17 protein-coding genes are annotated in these 14,920 nt (G+C 60.5%); 7 read left to right on the top strand and 10 right to left on the bottom strand.

Going from position 1 to position 14,920, the window contains the following annotated elements; translation table 11 throughout:
- Positions 1-17: 17 nt before the first annotated feature.
- Entirely contained in the window at positions 18-317 is a 300-nt protein-coding gene (locus LOY70_RS23070; RefSeq protein WP_025215144.1) for a YciI family protein, read from the bottom strand.
- Between the two features lies 1 nt (position 318).
- Positions 319-915 (bottom strand): septation protein A, encoded by a 597-nt coding sequence (locus LOY70_RS23065; RefSeq protein WP_265029436.1) that lies wholly within the window; start codon positions 913-915, stop codon positions 319-321.
- Between the two features lie 87 nt (positions 916-1,002).
- On the opposite strand from LOY70_RS23065, the gene LOY70_RS23060 reads away from it, so the two are divergent.
- From LOY70_RS23060 to rluB, 5 genes are all read left to right on the top strand, one after another.
- A complete protein-coding gene (locus LOY70_RS23060; protein WP_265029435.1) occupies positions 1,003-1,866 on the top strand; it encodes a PHP domain-containing protein in 864 nt (287 codons plus the stop codon).
- A 13-nt stretch (positions 1,867-1,879) separates the two neighbouring features.
- Complete coding sequence (locus tag LOY70_RS23055; RefSeq protein WP_123346552.1) at positions 1,880-2,509, top strand: L-threonylcarbamoyladenylate synthase; 630 nt, start codon at positions 1,880-1,882, stop codon at positions 2,507-2,509.
- Between the two features lie 132 nt (positions 2,510-2,641).
- Entirely contained in the window at positions 2,642-3,340 is a 699-nt protein-coding gene (locus LOY70_RS23050; RefSeq protein WP_165826070.1) for a segregation and condensation protein A, read from the top strand.
- An 11-nt stretch (positions 3,341-3,351) separates the two neighbouring features.
- Positions 3,352-4,311 carry an SMC-Scp complex subunit ScpB gene (gene scpB, locus LOY70_RS23045; protein WP_265029434.1) on the top strand — a complete coding sequence of 320 codons (960 nt, stop codon included), beginning with the start codon at positions 3,352-3,354 and terminating at the stop codon, positions 4,309-4,311.
- Between the two features lie 338 nt (positions 4,312-4,649).
- Positions 4,650-5,885: a 23S rRNA pseudouridine(2605) synthase RluB gene (gene rluB / locus LOY70_RS23040; RefSeq protein ID WP_123346413.1), complete on the top strand. Its 1,236-nt coding sequence runs from the start codon at positions 4,650-4,652 to the stop codon at positions 5,883-5,885.
- 273 nt (positions 5,886-6,158) lie between these two features.
- Here rluB and LOY70_RS23035 read toward each other — a convergent pair whose 3' ends face one another.
- Positions 6,159-7,124: a leucyl aminopeptidase gene (locus tag LOY70_RS23035; RefSeq protein ID WP_265029433.1), complete on the bottom strand. Its 966-nt coding sequence runs from the start codon at positions 7,122-7,124 to the stop codon at positions 6,159-6,161.
- A 93-nt stretch (positions 7,125-7,217) separates the two neighbouring features.
- Complete coding sequence (locus LOY70_RS23030) at positions 7,218-7,355, bottom strand: hypothetical protein (protein WP_003178782.1); 138 nt, start codon at positions 7,353-7,355, stop codon at positions 7,218-7,220.
- 755 nt (positions 7,356-8,110) lie between these two features.
- On the opposite strand from LOY70_RS23030, the gene LOY70_RS23025 reads away from it, so the two are divergent.
- Positions 8,111-9,529: an amino acid permease gene (locus tag LOY70_RS23025; protein ID WP_265029432.1), complete on the top strand. Its 1,419-nt coding sequence runs from the start codon at positions 8,111-8,113 to the stop codon at positions 9,527-9,529.
- A 163-nt stretch (positions 9,530-9,692) separates the two neighbouring features.
- On the top strand, positions 9,693-10,106 hold the full coding sequence (arfB, locus tag LOY70_RS23020) for an alternative ribosome rescue aminoacyl-tRNA hydrolase ArfB (protein WP_025215135.1): 414 nt from the start codon (positions 9,693-9,695) through the stop codon (positions 10,104-10,106).
- Here the strand turns inward: arfB and LOY70_RS23015 are convergent.
- The 6 genes from LOY70_RS23015 to LOY70_RS22990 form a co-directional block, all read right to left on the bottom strand.
- Positions 10,103-11,302, bottom strand: a complete 1,200-nt coding sequence (locus LOY70_RS23015) for an MFS transporter (protein ID WP_265029431.1) — start codon at positions 11,300-11,302, stop codon at positions 10,103-10,105. The two genes, arfB and LOY70_RS23015, sit on opposite strands and share 4 nt — an antisense overlap.
- Positions 11,303-11,403: 101 nt before the next feature.
- On the bottom strand, positions 11,404-11,637 hold the full coding sequence (locus tag LOY70_RS23010) for a hypothetical protein (protein ID WP_265029430.1): 234 nt from the start codon (positions 11,635-11,637) through the stop codon (positions 11,404-11,406).
- A gap of 37 nt (positions 11,638-11,674) precedes the next feature.
- Positions 11,675-11,818, bottom strand: a complete 144-nt coding sequence (locus LOY70_RS23005) for a hypothetical protein (RefSeq protein ID WP_162893862.1) — start codon at positions 11,816-11,818, stop codon at positions 11,675-11,677.
- 142 nt (positions 11,819-11,960) lie between these two features.
- Positions 11,961-12,983, bottom strand: a complete 1,023-nt coding sequence (locus LOY70_RS23000) for a transporter (protein WP_025215132.1) — start codon at positions 12,981-12,983, stop codon at positions 11,961-11,963.
- A gap of 191 nt (positions 12,984-13,174) precedes the next feature.
- Positions 13,175-13,480 (bottom strand): PepSY domain-containing protein, encoded by a 306-nt coding sequence (locus LOY70_RS22995; protein WP_265029429.1) that lies wholly within the window; start codon positions 13,478-13,480, stop codon positions 13,175-13,177.
- 150 nt (positions 13,481-13,630) lie between these two features.
- Complete coding sequence (locus LOY70_RS22990) at positions 13,631-14,758, bottom strand: glycerophosphodiester phosphodiesterase (RefSeq protein WP_265029428.1); 1,128 nt, start codon at positions 14,756-14,758, stop codon at positions 13,631-13,633.
- Between the last annotated feature and the right edge of the window lie 162 nt (positions 14,759-14,920).

The raw sequence follows: 14,920 nt of genomic DNA, 5'->3' as shown, positions 1-14,920 counted from the left end.
TCATTGCGCCTGGGGATTCAGGGCAGGACTTGCTTGAACGGCTTGACCACGACATTGGCATAGACGCCACAGGCCACGAACGGGTCGGCCTCGGCCCAGGCCTGGGCGGCGACCAGGGAATCGAACTCGGCCACGATCAGGCTGCCGGTAAAACCTGCGGCGCCCGGGTCATTGCTGTCGACCGCCGGGAGCGGACCGGCCAGCACGATGCGGCCTTCGGCCTTGAGCTGTTGCAGGCGCTCCAGGTGCGCGGGGCGGTTGGCCAGGCGTTTTTCCAGGGAGTTGGCGACGTCGGTGGCAATGATTGCGTAGAGCATGTCAGTCCTCGGTATTTGGCGTGGTGGGGTCGGCATCATGCAAATGACGGGACAGGTAGATGCCCTGGCCAATCAGGAACAGCAGGGTCATGCCCAGGCTGCCGAAGACCTTGAAGTCGACCCAGTACTCCTGGAACGTGAATGCGACGAACAGGTTGGCGGCGCCACAGAACAGGAAAAAAGCGATCCAGGCGATGTTCAGCCGGGTCCAGATCAGGTCGGGCAGGTTCAGGGCGTGGCCCATGATGCGTTTGATCAGCAGGCGATCACCGATGAAGTGGCTGCCGATGAAGGCCAGGGCGAACAGCCAGTTGACCACCGGGGCTTTCCATTTAAGGAAGGTTTCGCTGTGGAACGCCAGGGTCAGGCTGCCGAACACGAGGCAGGCGATCAGGGTCAGCCACTGGCTCTTCTCCAGCTTGCGCTGGGACACGAACAGCGCGCCATAGACCACCAGGGAACTGATGATCAGCACCGCGGTGGCGCTGTAGATACCGCCTACAGTCAAGGAATGACCGGCGATATCGACGGTCCGTGGATCAAGTTTGTAGACGATGAAAAACAGCAGGAGCGGGATGAAGTCGATGAATTGTTTCACAGTGGCAGCCAGAAGCAGGATGTGGCGGCATAATAACAAACATCCTTGGCCGCGATAGGGCCAGCTGATTTGAGGTAACAAACTCTCGTGAATGTTGATTTGCACTGCCATAGCACGGCCTCCGATGGCGCCCTGGCGCCCGCGGTTCTGGTGGCGCGGGCGTTCGAGCACGGCGTGCGAGTCCTGGCCCTGACCGATCACGACACCCTCGAAGGCCTCGACGAGGCCCGCAGCGCCGCCACGGCGCTGGGCATGCAGCTGGTCAATGGGGTCGAGTTGTCTTGCACCTGGGGCGGGGCGACCATCCACGTGCTGGGCTACGGTTTTGATGTGAATGCACCGGCGCTGGTCCAGGCCATCGCCCAACTGCGCGACGGCCGCTGGCTGCGTTCCGAAGAGATCAGCCGCAAGCTGGCCCTCAAGGGCATGCCCGGGGCGCTGGAAGGCGCCCGGCAGATCCAGCAGGAACTGGGAGACAGCGGCAACGCGCCGGCCCGGCCACACTTTGCCGACTGGATGGTGCGCGAAGGCTTCGTCAAGGACCGCGCCGAAGCGTTTCGCAAGTGGTTGGGCGCCGGCAAGCTGGGGGACGTCAAGCAGCATTGGCCGACACTCGAGGACACCGTCCAGACCTTGCGGGCCGCCGGTGCCTGGGTCAGCCTGGCGCATCCGTGGCACTATGACTTCACCCGGAGCAAGCGCCGCCGCCTGGTCGCCGACTATATTCAAGCAGGGGGCCATGCCATTGAGGTGGTCAACGGCCATCAGCCGGCCGAGCAGGTCGGCAGCCTGGCCATTCTGGCCCGTGAGTTTGGCCTGCTGGTCACCGCCGGCAGTGATTTCCATGGCCCTGGAGGCTGGTCCGAGATAGGCGAATACCGCCCGTTGCCGGAAGATCTGCCACCACTTTGGTGTAGATTCAAACATGATCCCGTTACCGCCGACGTCTGAACAGGTAGAACATGTGAGTCAATTTTTCCAGATTCATCCGGAGAACCCGCAAGCGCGCCTGATCAAACAGGCGGTTGAAATCATCCGTGGCGGTGGTGTGGTGATTTATCCCACCGACTCCGCCTACGCCATTGGCTGCCAGATCGGCGACAAGAACGCCGTGGAGCGGGTGAGACGCCTGCGTCAGCTGGATGACAAGCACAACTTCGCATTGATCTGCAGCGACCTGTCGCAGCTGGGCCTGTTCGCCAAGATCGACACCGGCACCTTCCGCCTGCTCAAGGCACATTTGCCGGGGCCGTACACCTTTATTCTCAACGCTACCCGGGAAGTCCCGCGGCTGTTGCTGCACCCGAAAAAACGCACCATCGGCCTGCGGGTGCCGAGCCATCCCATTGCCCTGGCGCTGCTGGCGGAGCTGGGTGAACCGCTGATGAGCGTGACGCTGATCATGCCCGGCGAGACCGAGCCGATGACCGATCCTTACGAAATGCGTCAGTTGCTCGAACATCAAGTGGACCTGATCATCGACGGCGGTTTCGGCGGCATGGCCGCGTCCACGGTGATCAACCTGGCCGACGGCGAGCCGCAAGTGGTGCGGGTCGGGTGTGGCGATCCGGCGCCGTTCCTGGTCGAGGCCTGAATGTCCGTTGTGGAAACCGCCGTGGAAGGCGCAGACAGCCAGGCGGGCGCGCAACAAGAGCTGCCGTTTGCCATGGTCTATGGCCAGGCGGTCATGGAAATGCCCCTGGACCTGTACATTCCGCCGGATGCGCTGGAAGTGTTCCTCGAGGCCTTCGAGGGCCCGCTCGACCTGCTGCTGTACCTGATCCGCAAACAGAACATCAACATCCTCGACATCCCGGTGGCGGAAATCACCCGCCAGTACATGGGTTACGTCGAGCTGATGCAGTCGGTGCGCCTGGAATTGGCGGCCGAATACCTGGTGATGGCGGCCATGCTGGCCGAGATCAAGTCGCGGATGCTGCTGCCGCGCTCGGCGGAGGTCGAAGCGGAAGAAGACGACCCGCGCGCCGAGTTGATCCGCCGCTTGCAGGAATACGAGCGCTTCAAGGTCGCCGCCGAAGGCCTCGATGGCTTGAACCGGGTCGGACGCGATGTGGTGGTGCCCAAGCTCGATGCGCCGGAGGCGCGGGCGCGCAAGTTGCTGCCGGATGTCAGCCTGGAAGAGTTGCTGATGTCCATGGCCGAGGTCCTGCGCCGCGGCGATATGTTTGAAAGTCACCAGGTCAGCCGCGAAGCGCTGTCCACCCGCGAGCGCATGAGCGATGTGCTGGAACGGCTCAAGGGCGGCGGGTTTGTGCCCTTCGTCGAGCTGTTCACCGCCGAGGAAGGGCGTCTGGGGGTGGTGGTGACGTTTATGGCGGTCCTGGAATTGGTCAAGGAATCCTTGGTCGAGCTGGTGCAGAATGAGCCGTTCGCAGCGATCCACGTGCGGGCACGAGCCGAATAACGAGCAAATCAATGAATCTGACTGAACCCCGCGAGCTGGCGCCCTTGCTTGAAGCTTTCCTGTTGGCCTCGGGAAAGCCGCAATCGATGGAACGGCTGTTCGAACTCTTCGAAGAAGGCGAACGGCCTGAGCCGGCCGTGTTCAAGAAAGCCCTGACGCTCTTGGGTAAATCCTGCGAGGGGCGGGCTTTCGAACTCAAGGAAGTGGCCTCCGGTTATCGCCTGCAGATCCGCGAAAAGTTCGCGCCTTGGGTCGGGCGCCTGTGGGAGGAGCGGCCGCAGCGCTATTCCCGCGCCATGCTCGAAACCATGGCACTGATTGCTTATCGCCAACCGATCACCCGGGGCGAGATCGAAGACGTGCGTGGCGTGGCGGTCAACAGCCATATCGTCAAGACGCTGCTGGAGCGCGAGTGGATCCGTGTCGTCGGCTATCGCGACGTGCCCGGCAAGCCGGCGATGTTCGCCACCACCAAGGGTTTCCTCGATCACTTCAACCTGAAGAACCTGGATGACCTGCCGCCACTGGCCGAGCTACGAGAGCTGGAGCCCGAGCCGATGCTGGAGTTCGACGACGTGCCGGTGCCCCAGGGCTTGCAGGAACTGGCCGATGCCAGCGCCGAACCGGAAGAGCCCAAGGAGGAGACCAGCTTCCACTCGTTGTTGCTGGAACTGGACACCATGGAAGAAGGCTTGAAGACCGATTTCGACGACCTGCTGCGTGAGGGGGTGGGTCCTGAAGACGAGTCGGATGAACCGCCCGAGGCCGACCGCGAAGTTGAATCTCTGGCCGAGCCCGAACCCGAACCCGAAGAGGACATCCTCGGCGTTGCCGAGGCCCGGGAAAAACTGCTGGCCGCCGTTGCCGCCCTCGAACCGCGTGAACCCGAGCCTGAATTGAGCGACGAAGAAGCCGAAGCCCGGGCCTTGGCCGAAGCCATTGAAAACGAACGGCGCCAGCTCGACGACTGATCCAGCGTGTTGGAAATAATGCTGACGCCCCACACCCCCTGTGGGAGCGAGCTTGCTCGCGATTAGCGGTCTGACAGCCACATCGTCGTTGAATGGTAAACCGCTATCGCGAGCAAGCTCGCTCCCACAGGGAATGCGGTGCGTCATGGACTCCACGCCTGCATTACGCCACCGATCGGCGGAAAAAGCGCCGAGCCTGTGTTGATCAGCTAGTCTCTGATGCGCAATTGCCTCAACAGGCGTATGATTCGCGACCCTTTGGCGAAGCCTTCGCCGAAGACCCGTTTTCAAAGCGTCAGGCCCAGCGCCTGACCCGACCACACCGGGAGGTGCCCAGAATGAAAGACCTAGACCAGAACGACAGCCAGGAAATCGGCCCAGCAGGCGAGAAGCTGCAAAAAGTCCTCGCCCGGATCGGCGTCGGCTCGCGCCGCGACGTGGAAGCCTGGATCACCCAGGGCCGGATCAAGGTCAACGGCAAAGATGCCACCTTGGGCCTGCGTGTCGACATGCACGACGCCATCACCATCGATGGCAAGGTGATCAAGCGCGAAGAGGCCGCCGAAACGGTGCGCCGCGTGATCATGTACAACAAGCCCGACGGCGAGATCTGCACCCGTGACGACCCGGAAGGCCGTCCGACCGTGTTCGACAAAATGCCGCGTCCGAAAGAAGGCCGCTGGATCAACATTGGGCGTCTGGACATCAACACCACCGGTCTGCTGATGTTCACCACCGACGGTGAGCTGGCCAACCGCCTGATGCACCCGTCCTACGAGATGGACCGCGAATACGCCGTGCGCGTGCGGGGCGAAGTCGATGACGAGATGATCGAGCGCCTGAAGGCCGGCGTGGTGCTGGAAGACGGCCCGGCGCGTTTCACCGACATCAAGCAGGCACCGGGTGGCGAAGGCTTCAACCACTGGTACCACTGCGTGGTGATGGAAGGCCGTAACCGTGAGGTGCGGCGTCTGTGGGAGTCCCAGGGGTTGGTGGTCAGCCGCCTGAAGCGCGTGCGTTTCGGTCCGGTGTTCCTCAATTCCGACCTGCCGATGGGCCGCTGGCGCGAAATGAGCCAGTACGAAGTCGACATCCTGGCGGCCGAAGTCGGCCTCAAGCCTGTGGCGATGCCGCAGATGACCGCCAAGAGCAAGGACAAGCTGGAGCGGATGCAGCGTAAGTCTTCGCGGCCGATGGGCAAGACCGAGCGCGTGCGTACGCTGCGTCCGGCGGCTGAAGGTGCGCCGACCGGCCCACGTCCTTCGCGCGAACCGCAGATCGAAGGCGAACGCCCGGCCCGTAAGCCGGCGCCACGCCAGGACGGCGAACGCGGCCCACGCACGCCACGCCCGGCCAACGGTCGGACTGAGCGCGGTGAAGGTCGCGGTGCCCCGGCTGGCCGTGGTACGCCAGTCGCCGATCGCCCGGCCGACACCAAGCGCCCAGCCAAGCCGGCGCCGAAAAAGCGCCCGGGTATTGTGCTGGTTGATCGCGACACCCCATCGGGTAAACGCCGTGGCGCGCCGGCGGGTTCCGGGCAGCGTCCGGGGTTTGGGCGTCGTAAGCCGGAGTGAGGCAGCTGTGAGCTTCTAGCTGCAAGCTGCAAGAAAAAACGGCAACCACTAAGTTGCCGTTTTTGTGTCTGGCGTTATTGATACGGTGCCGGTGCGGCCGTCTTCGCGAGCAAGCCCGCTCCCACACTTGATCTTCAGTGAATAGAAGATCTGTGTCGGCGCCGCTTCATTGTGGGAGCGGGCTTGCTCGCGAAGAGGTCAGCAGCTCCACACCACGATCCAGAGGCTGCCCGCTCTTCCTTGCAGCTTGAAGCTCGCCGCTTGCAGCTGCCCCTAAAGCACAAACCGCCCATCAAAAATCCGCTCATTATCCAGCGCCAACACACCACTCTCGAAAATCAGGTCCAGGTGATGGCTGCCCTTGGCCCCACCCCCCAGCCCCAGGTGCAGGCCGCAATGGCGCTCCTCGAAACCGGCATTGCGGGCATAAAGACTCTTGACCCCCTCGTTGGTGCCGATTCCCAGCTCCTCGATGCGGCGGTTGGAGGGGTTGGCGTCCAGGTACTTGTTGAAGTCGTGTTCCAGGCCCGGCACGTCGGTGGCGATTTTCTGGATGGTGGAGTCTTCGATCCACAACTCCAGCGGCGATTGCAGCACTCCGTACTTGCGGGCGAACGGGATGGTGCTCAGGAACGTACCGACGAATTTCACCTGGCCATTGATGGTGTCGCTGTGGGTGGCGATTTCGCCAGGGGCCAAGTCATGGTTGCCGAGGCCGTTGATGTCGGTCCATTTCTTGACGCTGTTGAGGTCGGTGTCGAAATACGAGCCCAGGTCATCCTGGAAGCTCAAGGTCGTCGCTTGGGACATCCGCCGGATCAAATGGCTGTTGAGCCCCGCGATACGCTGGGGAATGACGCTGAAGGTGTCGTAGAAATAATCGCCATAGTCCTTGAACAGCAGCGATTTCTTCCAGTTCTCTGCCATTACGCTTTGCAGCGCGCGGACAAAGTCCGGGCCGTCGGGGCGCGGATTGGGCAGGGTGGAGGAATCGTAGAAAAAAATATAGAGATCGCTGTCGGCAATGGCCTTGGTCAGGCGCTCAGTGGATTCAAGGTCCAGGCGCATGGCGCTGAATCGGAAGGGTGAGCCACTGCCAGCCTGTTCGGCGATGGCGCCGGTCAGTGCTTCGTAGTCGGCGGTATGGCCGAGCAACACCTTGGCGGGCTGGATGCCGGCCAGGGCGGGATGGTGTTCAAGGTAGTAAAGGAAATGTGAGATGGCTCGTTGTGTGTCCATGCTTATTCTTCCCTGACAAGTAGATTGAGCTTTCCTGACAACCGGCAAAAAGCGGCGGAGTCGACCGGCCGGATCGCCTCCGCCGGGCCATATCTACAGAGGCCACATCGCCGTGCCGAACGGAACGACGGCGTCGGCTTGCATCATTTCAACGGCGGCTTCATGGGTTGGTGCTTCAAACCATTCGTCCAGTTGCAGTTCGGTTTCCAAGTCTTTGTCCAGTGCTTGCATAGTGAATCTCCTAGATGACTTTTACGGAAAGCAGTGGTCGATCCGGTCAGTGGAAGCTGTCCGCAACGACACCACAGAACTTGTCGGAACGCAGCCTCGGCAAGTCGGTGAAAACCTAGTCGAGGGTTTTTTGGAATGCAAAAAATAATTTTTATTTTTTTAAATGAACTTTTTGTTCCGTTTTTAGTGAGATTTTTTGCCCATGAAAAACAACTGGCTATGAGGTTTATTCATTAGTTAGCTTCCTACCGTCAATTTCCGGACAGATGACAGAAAATTCCTACATGGAAGAAATACGTTACATGTTGTAAAGAAATCCTGACAAAAACCGACCATCGCATCGATCCTGAACACCCGTCCCCCTGAATGTAAGAAAAAGCTTCCAGTAGAGCCTTTGCGCGGCGCTTCCTGGGAAATCAGTCGGCTTGTTTCCTATCCTGGGGAAGGGTCAGATGCGTTCCATGCCTTGTGATGTGGTCTGGCGGCAAAAGGTCGGCGGTGTACAATGCGCCGCGTTTTACTGTGACCCTTCGCGTACCCACGCATCTTCAAGGTTATCCGCCTTGCTCATTCCGCCACGTCACAAGCGTGTCGGGTTCGATTTCGTCACAGATAAAAACAAACAGGTGACGCATGACCGTTGTAACTACGCTGAATTCCTGGTGCCTGCGCTGGGGTTTGATGGGCGCTGCTTGAAATCCATTCGAGCGGCAACGTCCAACGACCATCATCAAACCTTGCGTGAGACCCTTTTCATGAGTGGACAAAACTCGCATTCAGGCGAGCTGAAGCGCGGCCTGAAAAATCGCCATATTCAATTGATCGCCCTCGGTGGCGCCATCGGCACTGGCCTGTTCCTCGGCTCGGCGGGGGTGCTGAAATCCGCCGGCCCGTCGATGATCCTCGGCTACGCCATTTGCGGCTTCATCGCTTTCATGATCATGCGCCAGCTGGGCGAGATGATCGTCGAAGAGCCGGTGGCCGGTTCCTTCAGTCACTTTGCCCACAAGTACTGGGGCGGTTTCGCCGGGTTCCTGTCGGGTTGGAACTGCTGGATTCTCTACATCCTGGTGGGCATGTCCGAGCTGACTGCGGTGGGCAAGTACATCCACTACTGGGCGCCGGACATTCCGAGCTGGGCCTCGGCCGCAGCGTTTTTCATCCTGATCAACGCCATCAACCTGGCCAACGTCAAAGTCTTCGGCGAGGCCGAATTCTGGTTCGCGATCATCAAGGTCGTGGCGATTGTCGGCATGATTGCCTTGGGCAGCTACCTGCTGGTCAGCGGTCACGGCGGGCCGCAAGCCTCGGTGACCAACCTGTGGTCCCATGGCGGGTTTTTCCCCAACGGCGTCAGCGGGTTGGTGATGGCCATGGCGATCATCATGTTCTCCTTCGGTGGCCTGGAGATGCTCGGCTTCACTGCCGCTGAAGCGGACAAACCGAAAACCGTGATCCCCAAGGCCATTAATCAGGTGATCTACCGGATCCTGATTTTCTACATCGGCGCCCTCGTGGTGCTGTTGTCCCTGACCCCTTGGGACAGCCTGCTGAGCACCCTCAACGCTTCCGGCGATGCCTACAGCGGTAGCCCGTTCGTGCAAGTGTTCTCGATGCTGGGGAGCAATACGGCGGCGCACATCCTCAACTTCGTGGTGCTCACCGCCGCGCTGTCGGTGTACAACAGCGGCACCTACTGCAACAGCCGCATGCTGCTGGGCATGGCCGAGCAGGGCGATGCGCCCCAGGTCCTGGCCAAGATCGACAAGCGCGGCGTGCCGGTGCGTTCGATCCTTGCTTCGGCTGCCGTGACTTTGGTGGCGGTGTTGCTGAACTACCTGATCCCGCAGCATGCGCTGGAGCTGCTGATGTCGCTGGTGGTGGCGACCCTGGTGATCAACTGGGCGATGATCAGCTACTCGCACTTCAAGTTCCGCCAACACATGAACCAGACCCGCCAGACGCCGCTGTTCAAGGCTCTGTGGTATCCGTATGGCAACTACGTCTGCCTGGCGTTCGTGGTGTTCATCCTGGGCGTGATGCTGCTGATCCCCGGCATCCAGATCTCGGTGTATGCGATTCCGGTGTGGGTGGTGTTCATGTGGGTGTGCTACGTGATCAAGAACAAGCGCAGTGCCCGGCAGGAATTGGCTGTGGCTGCGGCTGCCAAGTAAGCACGAACCCCTGTGGGAGCGAGCTTGCTCGCGATGGCGATGGGTCAGCAATATCAAGGGTAACTGACACACTGCAATCGCGAGCAAGCCCGCTCCCACAGGGGCGGGCGTTGTCTGGGGGATTCGGGGTATTCTGTGGGTCCTGATAGTGGACCCTTTTCCCATGCTGGCGATTTCCAACACTGTGCACATCCCGGACGCCGAGATCGAGCTGACGGCTATTCGCGCCCAGGGTGCCGGAGGGCAGAACGTCAACAAGGTGTCCAGCGCCGTGCACTTGCGCTTCGATATTCCGGCCTCGTCCTTGCCCGAGTTCTACAAGGAGCGGTTGCTGGCCCTGCGCGACAGTCGCATTACCAGCGACGGTGTGTTGATCATCAAGGCCCAGCAGTACCGCACCCAGGAACAGAATCGGGCCGATGCCTTGGAGCGCCTGGTCGAACTGATCCTCAGCGCCACCAAGGTCGAAAAGAAGCGCCGCCCGACCAAACCGACCCTGGGTTCGAAAAAGCGTCGCCTGGAATCCAAGACCAAGCGCGGCTCGATCAAGGCCGGGCGCGGCAAGGTGGATTTCTAGCGTCTCTCCCGTTCCTCGCGATACCTCGGCGCCTGCCGGTACAGATAGACGCTCAGTGCCAATCCGCCGAGGGCCGCCAGTGCGGCGAACAAAAAGATCGAGGCAAAGCCGAAGCCCGCAGCCACTGCACCGGCCAATGGCCCGGTGATCCCCAGCGACAAGTCGATGAACAGCGAATAAGCGCCCACCGCCGCGCCACGGCTGGAGGCCGGCACCAGATTGACCGCCTCCACGCCCAGCGCCGGAAACACCAGGGAAAAGCCGAAACCGCTCAACGCCGCGCCGGCCAGGGCCCAATGGGCATCCGGTGCGAGCCACAGCAGCAACAGGCCGAGGGTTTCCACCGACAGGCAGGCAATCGCCACGCGGAAGCCGCCCAGGCGGTTGATCAGGTTGCCGAACAGCAAGCGCGCGCCGATGAAGCTGGCGCCGAACAGGCTCAGGCACAGCACCGCGTTGTCCCAATGCTGGGTGGCGTAATACAGGGTGATGAACGTGGCGATGGTGCCAAAACCAATGGAGCCCAGGGCCAGGCCACAGCCGTGTGGCAGGACGCGCCCCAGCACGTGCATGAACGGCAGGCGCTCGCCGACGACGATGGGCGCAGGGGTCTTGCGCCAGGCCAGTGCCAACCCCAACAAGCCCAGCAAGATAATGCTGACGCCCATGCTCCACAACCCCAGGCGATTGACCAGCCACACCCCCAGCGGTGCACCAATCGCCAGCGCGCCGTAACTGGCAATGCCGTTCCAGGAAATCACCTTGGCGGTATTGGCCGCGCCGACCCGGCCAATGCCCCAGCCAATCGAACCCGAGCCCACCAGGCTTTCCGCGCTGCCCAGCACCAGGCGGCCGATCAACAGACTGATCAGGCTGAGGGTCGGCAGGTGCGGCGTCCAGGCAGACACCAACATGAACACACCGCTCAACCCGCAGCCGGCGAGGCCGAACATGACCGCGCGCTTGCTGCCCAGGTTGTCGATGATCCGTCCGGAGTAAGGACGGCTGAGCAGGGTGGCCAGGTATTGCACGCTGATCACCAGTCCGGCGATCACCGCGCCGAAACCCAGCTCGCCATGAACGTACCCAGGCAACACGGCCAAGGGAATGCCGATATTCAAGTAGCCAATGAAAGTGAACAACACGATGGAAACGACTTGCAGCGTGACCGCCAGGGGGCGCTGGGAATCTGACATGGGGAAAAGGTCCACGGAGCAGCAGGATAGATAGGCTGCTTATGATAACGGCGAGCGTGGCGACAGGGCGTGGAAAAGTAAAATATTTGCCAAATGGTGATTCAGTGGTCGTCTTTCCCAGCGACCAGATGCGTGGTGACCAGTGCGGCGAGGGCGTTTTCTTCAGTGCCAAAACGCGCCAGCAGGGTGGCTTGTTTCTCGGGAGAAAGACGGCTCCAGATTTCGACCATTTTCTCGGCGGTGCCGATCAGCACGCTGGCCTGGGTTTCGCTGAAGGTCGGGGTGTTGTCGGTCATGGTGCGGGGCTCAGGATTCAGGCAGTGTGGAAAGCGCATCTTAGCGCTTTCCACACGGTCTGGTGGTGCGGGTGAATCAGTCTTCGCTGTCGGCCTGGCGGCGTTCAGTGGCTTCTTTCGGCTCGGGTTGCTGGGCGTCTGGTTGCCCCCCGGCTTGTAGCGTGGTCGTCTGCTCAGTGTCGTGCAGGCTTGGGAAGGGGAGATTAGGGATCTCGTGCATATCGCGCTCCTCGCAAAGTCTGTGGATAGATCTGGTAGATCCGCGCTTTTAAAAAGCCTGGGCAGGATACCCCAGGAAAAATGACAAAAAGACTTTTAAATCCTGCTGTGCCGACAAAAGGGGTTGTCTGGACAGGTCATGCTCAATAGTCGCGGCGCTTGCGAAACGCCCATCGGCCAGCAATCAGCGTGAAGGTTGCCACCAGCGCCACCAGGATCCAGAAACCTTCGGGATCGCTGGCAAGCGGCACGCCGCCGACGTTCATGCCAAAGAAACCGGCAATGATGTTGATGGGCAACGCCAACACCGTGACTACTGTCAGGGTGAACAAGGTGCGGTTGCTTTGTTCGTTGAGGTTGGCGGCGATTTCTTCTTGCAGCAGCTTGATCCGTTCGCCCAACGCGGTGAGGTCGTTGATGATCAGGGCGAACTCCTCGGTGGATTTGCGCAGCTCCTTGACGTCTTCTTTCTGCAGCCATTGCGGCGGGCGGTTGAGCAGGCGCAGCAACGAACCCGGTTCCAGGGCGAGCAGGCGTTGCAGGCGCACCAGCACCCGGCGGTTGCTGCCCAGCTCGGCGCGGTTGGTGGACAGCCGCGAGGACAGCAACTGATCTTCGATCTGATCGACGCTGAGGCTGGTCTTGCGCACGATCTGGGTCAGCACTTCACCTTGGTCGCGCAGCAAATGCACGAGCAGCTCCAGCGGCGAGCGAAAGCGCTCGCCGGCCTTGACCGATGAGCGCAGCTTGTCGACCGAGTGCAGGGGCTGCAACCGTGCGCTGATAATCAATCGACTGTGAACGCAAACCCACAAGGTGGAGACATCCGAGGACACCATGTTGCTGAGGTTGAACACGACATCGTTCACCACGGCCAGCAACGCCGAGTCGACATGCTCGATGCGGGTCGAGCGCGAACCTTCGTGCAAGGCTTCGAAAAACTCCTGGGGCAGGGCCAGATGACTTTTCATCCAGCGCTCGCACGCGGCATGCGCCAGGTTCAGGTGCAGCCAGAGGAACTCGTCTGTGCCTTGGGGGTGTTGCAGGCTTTGCAGAGCCTGGGCCGAATCGATTTCTTGTCCACGTTCGCCGGGTTGGAAACGAAACCCGTAAAGCAGGCCGAACAGGTCCGGGTCGCGGTGGCTTTGATCGATGCTGTGGTTCATGAAGGCTCGCTGGCGGGAAGTGCCTGGTGCGGCTACAGGTTCACTTGAGGGGCATCATCGCAGGCTTTCTTGATGGTTTTGTGACAGGTGTGTAGCGGTGCTGGAGCTGTGGAATTTGATAGCGGGTTTTCAATGCACCAAACAAAAAGCCGCGCAACTCGAAAGTTGCGCGGCTCTTTTTTGCCGATGAATCAAGTGTCTTGTTTGTCGCTCAGTACTTTGCCGGTCGTCGCATCGAAGTCAACGTCAAACTCTTTGCCGTCGGCGGTTTTCAATTCGACTTCATACTCATAACCGTTGAAGTGGTTATCCAGGTCGGTGTCGGTGATGGTGGCACCCGGGTGCAACTTCAGGGCTTCTGCGTTCATCGACTCCAGAGACTTGATCTTGCCGCTTTTGACCAGGTCAGGGACCTGATCGATTCGAACGTCAGCCTGGGCCAAGCCAGCGGTGAGGGTCAATGCGGCAGCGGTGAACAGGGCAGTCAACGTTTTCATAAGTGCTTTCCTTGGTGTCATTAAGGGGTGAGTCGTTTAAGTGGGTTCAGATTATCTCTGGCAACTTAATTCACCCTTAATTCGAAAAGCTTTTGAAAAACAGGATAAAGCCCATGGGACTAACGTCGTTGTTCCATGGGCGTGTTCGGGTCAGTAACCGTTCTTCTCCAACAACTGCGCCACGCTGCCCGTGTCGGGACGCTTGAAGTAGTTGAGCAGTTCACTGGCGCGGTTGGTGAAGATGCCATCGACGCCGGCATCCATGACTTTCTTGAAGTCCACGGCTTCGTCCACGGTGTAGACATGCACCAGCAGACCCTGGTCATGGGTGTACTTGTTCATCCAAGGTTGGACCAGGTCCGAGTAACTCTGGCTGCCGCCATGGGTCAACGCTGCGGACGGTCCGGTGCCGATGGCGCCCTGGGCCTTGGCGTACTGGACCCATTGCTCGAATTCAGCCTTGTCCTTGGGCTCTTGCTTGGCGTAATAGGCCGCCTTGTCCTTCTCGCCGGATTCGGCAAACGGCACCTTGGACTTGGGCTCGATGTTGCCTTCGCCGACCCATAACAGCAGGATCTTCGGCACTTTCGGCATCTCTTTGTGCAGCAGTTCGAGGCTACTCTTTTCGAAGGTCTGCAAGACCACCTTGCCCTTGCCTTGGCCGACCCCTGTGGAGCGCTTGGCCAGTTTGGATCCGGACGGGATCAGCCAGCCGCGGTCCTGCAATTTGTCCTTCAGATCGCGCTCGATGCCGGGGAACAGCTTCGGCGCCTTGGTTTCAATGTACAGCCCCGGCTTTTGTTGCGGGTTGCCCTCGGCGATGTCGATCACTTCATCGAGGGTGAGGATTTTCAGACCCGCGAACGACGGGCGGGCGCGGTCCGGGTAGGCCGCGTTGAACCAGCTGCCGGCATCTAGCGTCTTGAGTTCCGCCATGGTGAACGCGTTGGCGGTGCTGTCCTTGCGCTCGGGAAATTTCGTCGCGACATCCGTGGTGCGCAGCAGGCTGTCGTCATGCAGGACGAACAGCACGCCGTCCTTGCTGCGTTGCAGGTCCAGTTCCAGGTAATCGGCGCCCAGGTCGCGAGCCAACTTGTAGGCAGCGGCGGTGGATTCCGGCGCGTCGAACGAGGCGCCGCGGTGGGCGATGACCGCTGGATGAGGAATGCCCTGAAGGGCCGCCAGGGCCTTGGGGCTCGGGGCCTCGGCGGCCTGGGTCTGACCGAAGCCGAGCAACAGGCTCAGCATCAAGGCGCTGCGAGTGAACGTGACAGGCATGCTCGAGATCCTTTCGTAGGTTTGAAAGACCACTCTTTTAACAACTGAACGCTACCGGCGCTATCGCTATACCGACATAAATGTGTGTAAAGCAGATTTTTCCCACGCCTTTTCAGGATGCTTTGCAGTACCCTTGGCCGCACCAGTTTCCCCGGCAGAGGG

This window comes from Pseudomonas sp. B21-054, assembly GCF_026016345.1.
In the GTDB taxonomy this organism is placed as follows: domain Bacteria; phylum Pseudomonadota; class Gammaproteobacteria; order Pseudomonadales; family Pseudomonadaceae; genus Aquipseudomonas.
The sequence above is the reverse complement of the archived record's forward strand: the minus strand, read 5'-3'. Positions and strand labels throughout refer to the sequence as shown.